This window comes from Pseudomonas sp. HMWF006 (genome assembly GCF_003061205.1).
Lineage (GTDB): Bacteria > Pseudomonadota > Gammaproteobacteria > Pseudomonadales > Pseudomonadaceae > Aquipseudomonas > Aquipseudomonas monsensis.
Genome location: NZ_QAIU01000654.1, coordinates 886 through 1530, shown reverse-complemented (window position 1 = coordinate 1530; position 645 = coordinate 886). Strand labels below are relative to the sequence as shown.

Genomic DNA, 645 nt, shown 5'->3' with positions numbered 1-645 from the left:
CCCTGGACAGCAGCCGCGAACACATCGCCGCGCAGGCCAAGGCCCTTGAACCGGAACTGCTGGAAACCCGCCGCGACCTCCACGCCCACCCGGAACTCGGCAACAGCGAAAAACGCACCTCGGCGCTGGTCGCCAAACAGCTCAAGGCGCTGGGCCTGGAAGTCAAAACCAACGTCGCCCGCACCGGCGTGGTCGCGGTCCTCAAAGGCGCCCTGCCCGGCCCGACCGTGGCCCTGCGCGCCGATATGGACGCACTGCCGGTCAAGGAAGTCGCCGACCTGCCGTTCGCCTCGCAAGCCAAAGGTACCTACCTCGACAAACAAGTCGACGTGATGCACGCCTGCGGCCACGACGCCCACACTGCGATCCTGCTGAGTACAGCGAAAATTCTTACAGGCATGCGCGACACCTTGCCCGGCACCGTGGTGTTCTATTTCCAGCCCGCCGAAGAGGGCCCGAGCGACTTCATCCCCGACGGCAAAAACACCTGGGGCGCGAAAATGATGGTCGAGGAAGGCGTGATGAAATCACCGAAACCCGACGCCGTGTTCGGCCTGCACGTCTGGGCCGGCGTCCCCGCCGGCCAGATCGCCTACCGCCCGGGCGCCACCCTTGCCAGCTCCGACGACCTGCGCATCAAAATCC

Annotated in this window: 1 protein-coding gene; it reads left to right on the top strand. The window is 65.6% G+C overall.

The window, feature by feature from the left end:
- Positions 1 to 645 (top strand): amidohydrolase (locus DBR24_RS34560; protein ID WP_371921386.1); only part of this gene is annotated, 645 nt, incomplete at both ends.